Source organism: Oerskovia sp. NPDC060287 (assembly GCF_042726775.1).
Taxonomy (GTDB): Bacteria; Actinomycetota; Actinomycetes; order Actinomycetales; family Cellulomonadaceae; genus Oerskovia; species Oerskovia merdavium.
The window spans coordinates 1-3335 of record NZ_JBHXBO010000341.1 but is presented as its reverse complement, the minus strand read 5'-3'; the positions used below and the strand labels follow the sequence as shown (position 1 = coordinate 3335).

Genomic DNA, 3335 nt, shown 5'->3' with positions numbered 1-3335 from the left:
ACCTCCTGGTCTCGCGGGCGTCGTGCTGCGGGGACACGCAGCGGCGGTGACGGTACGGCGGGGTAGTCTCCGCGCATGATCGATCGGCGTGCAGGGAGGGCGGACGGACCGGGGCCGTGGTCGGTGCTCGACGCTCTCGGCGGTGACCTCGGCGAGGACGCCGTGAACTCGTTCTCTGACCAGGTCGAACGGATGTCCGCGACGGAGATCGTGGCCTTCGTCGAGGAGTTTCGCCGGGTCGAGGCTTCGCTCGCTGCCGTCGAGCTCTGGGCTCCGGACCTCGGTGTCGCCCTCGACGGGGACGCCCGGGAGCTTGCCGTCGTCTGGCTGATGGCCCGGGGACGGGAGGCGGTGGACAGAGCCGTGGCGACGGGGCGCGCAAGGGTCGGGCCGGGACCGGACGAAGACGGCGCGGACGAAGTCGTCGACATCATCTCGATGGCCTACGAGCGGGCGACCGGTCTCTCGTCCACCCCGTCGGAAGGTGAGCCCAGACCGGGGGAGGTCAGTGTCCAGATGATCGAGCCTCGCTGGTGGGCCCTTCGCTCACGGGCTCATCGCGGGGCGGCCGCGGCCTGCCAGGAGATCGAGCAGAGTCAGGTGCTCAGAGAGTTCCTGCTGGCCCGTCGCTGTCCCCACGAGCTCTTCATGGTCGTCCAGGCGATGCCTGGTGATCGCCACACGCACGTCGTGCTGCAGGGTAGCCGGATCGTGGCGCTCTTCGACGTGCCGCTCTCGCGCGGCTCGGCTGCCGACGGGCGCCGAGAGGTCGCGCGCTGCTACGACGTGCTCCGACAGCGGTACGACCTCCCGGACGTCATGGGACCGGTCGGACCGGATTCGTTACCTCATCGAGACGGCCGTTCTGAGCCTCCCGGCCTCTGAGCGCCCCTAGGGTGGACGGCAAGAGGAAGGCCCGGCCTTCTTCCGTCATGAGTTACGAAGGAGTGCTGATGAACTCGCCAGGTCGCCGTCGACCGGTCACCCTCACCGCGGGGATCATCGCCGCGGTCATCACCGCCGCGCTGCTCACGGCCTGCACGGACGAGGAGAGCACGGTCCCGTCGACCGGCCTCGGGCTCGTCCCGGTGCCCACGGACGTGAGCGTCGACGGGGGAGGGGCGTTCGTGCTCGACGCGGACTCCACGATCGCGCTGGTCACACCCGAGGTCATGGCCCCGGACGTCTTCCACGTCGGTGAGGAGCTCGCCGAGCGCCTCGGGACCGCGACGGGTCTCGACCTGCCGCTCGGCCCGGCGGTCGACGGCGCCGCGGGCGAGATCCGTCTCGAGCTCGTCCCTGACAGCGAGGTCGTCTGGGAGCGGGACGGCCTGCTCGACGACACGGGCGTCGAGGCCTACGAGCTCACGGTCGACGACGAGCAGATCGTCCTGACCGCCGCGACGCCCCCTGGTCTGTTCCGTGGGGTGCAGACGCTGCGTCAGCTCTTCCCCCCGGAGATCGACGCGACCACGGTCCAGGAGGAGCCGGCGGGTGGCTGGACCGCCCCGGCCGTCACCATCTCCGACGAGCCCCGGTTCGCCTACCGCGGCGCGATGCTCGACGTCGCGCGCCGCTTCTACCCGGTCGAGTCCGTCAAGCGGTTCATCGACCACGCGTCGACGTACAAGCTCAACGCGCTCCACCTCCACCTGACCGACGACCAGGGATGGCGCATCGCGGTCGACGCCCTGCCCGGGCTCACCGAGGTCGGCTCCACGACGCAGGAGGGGTGGGAGCCCGGGACGGGGGACGGCGAGCGCTGGTACTACACCGCGGACGAGTACGCGGAGATCGTCGCGTACGCGCGCGACAAGTACATGACGGTCGTCCCGGAGATCGACGGGCCGGGGCACACGCTCGCGGCCCAGGCGTCGCTCGGCTCGCTCACCTGCGACGGCGTCGCGACCCCTCTCTACTGGGGACCCGAGGTCAACAACCCGATCGTCTGCGCGAGCGACGAGAACATGGGTGACGTCCGGGCCTACCTCCAGACGGTCCTCGCCTCGGTCGCGGGGCAGAACCCCGGCCCGTACCTGCACCTGGGCGGCGACGAGGCGCCCAGCCCGCCCGGTTGGTACCAGAGCTACGCCGAGGCCGCGAACGAGATCGCGACAGGCCACGGCAAGACCGTGATCGGCTGGCACCAGTGGGGAGCGTCCGAGGACCTGCCTCCCGGCGCGCTGATCCAGTACTGGGGTGTGGGGGAGCGGCTGCGCGGGGTCATCGGCGGGGAGGCGAAGAACGCGGACCTGGTCGACGTCCAGGCCGCGCTCGACAAGGGCGCCCGGCTCATCATGTCGCCCGCCGACCGCACGTACCTCGACATGAAGTACGACGAGGACACCCCGTACGGCCTCGAGTGGGCCTCGCGCATCACGCTCGAGGAGGCGTACGACTGGGACCCCGCGACCGAGCTCACCTCGCCCGACGGAAAGAGCACCCTGGCGGACGAGTCCGACATGGCGGGCGTCGAGGTGCTGCTGTGGTCCGACCGCTCCTACCCCGACAGCCTCGCGGGCCTGCCGACGAGCACCGACGTGTTCGTGCCCGTCGATACGTACGCCGACTTCATGCTCTTCCCGCGACTGCCGGCGACGGCCGAGGTCGCGTGGTCGGAGCAGGCCGACCGCAGCTACGCGGACTTCCGTGACCGGGTCGTCCAGGTGTCCCCGCGCTGGACCGCGGCGGGCATCGGGTGGAACCAGGTGGCCGACGTCGACTGGGTCCCGTGACGGCGTGAGGCACCGCACCCGCCTCGGCTGAGGTCGTCCCGCCGGGACCTACCAGGCCCCGGGGTCGGGTTCGGCCGCGACGAAGGTGACCCGTCCGTCGTCGGACACCACGAGGCCCGGGTTGTGGGCGACCTCCCAGCGGAACCCGTCCGGGTCCGCGAAGTACCCCGAGTAGCCGCCCCAGGCGCGCACCTGAGCAGGCACGACGACGGAGCCTCCTGCGGCGAGCGCGCTCGCCAGGACGTCGTCCACCTCGGCGGGCGAGCCGACGTTGTGCGCGAGCGCGACGGGCACCACCGGCACCGGGCCGTGGTGCGCCTCGTGGATGCCGGGACCGGCCTCTTCGAGGAGGTCGGCCCGGCGCCACAACGAGAGCAGGAGGCCGTGACCGACCTGGAGGAAGACGACCTCGCCCGCGACCTCGTCGACAGGCTCCCATCCCAGCCCGTCGACGTAGAAGGCGCGTGCCCGGGCGACGTCGCGCACCCCCAGGGTGATCAGGCTGACGCGAGGTTCCATGGATCCACGCTAGCCCCGGCGCGTCGGGCACGCCGCCGCTGCGCCCCGCTCGGGAAAGGTCCCGGGACGACGACGGCGGGC

Annotated in this window: 3 protein-coding genes; 2 read left to right on the top strand and 1 reads right to left on the bottom strand. The window is 71.6% G+C overall.

Going from position 1 to position 3335, the window contains the following annotated elements; genetic code table 11:
• The first annotated feature begins 75 nt into the window (after positions 1–75).
• Complete coding sequence (locus ACFWFR_RS18615; RefSeq protein ID WP_377624074.1) at positions 76–885, top strand: hypothetical protein; 810 nt, start codon at positions 76–78, stop codon at positions 883–885.
• Between the two features lie 68 nt (positions 886–953).
• The gene (locus tag ACFWFR_RS18610; protein ID WP_377624073.1) at positions 954–2735 is read left to right on the top strand and encodes a beta-N-acetylhexosaminidase; all 1782 of its coding nucleotides are present in this window, start codon (positions 954–956) and stop codon (positions 2733–2735) included.
• 48 nt (positions 2736–2783) lie between these two features.
• Here ACFWFR_RS18610 and ACFWFR_RS18605 read toward each other — a convergent pair whose 3' ends face one another.
• Positions 2784–3254, bottom strand: coding sequence for a VOC family protein (locus tag ACFWFR_RS18605; RefSeq protein WP_191802821.1), 471 nt, complete (start codon positions 3252–3254; stop codon positions 2784–2786).
• Positions 3255–3335 lie beyond the last annotated feature (81 nt).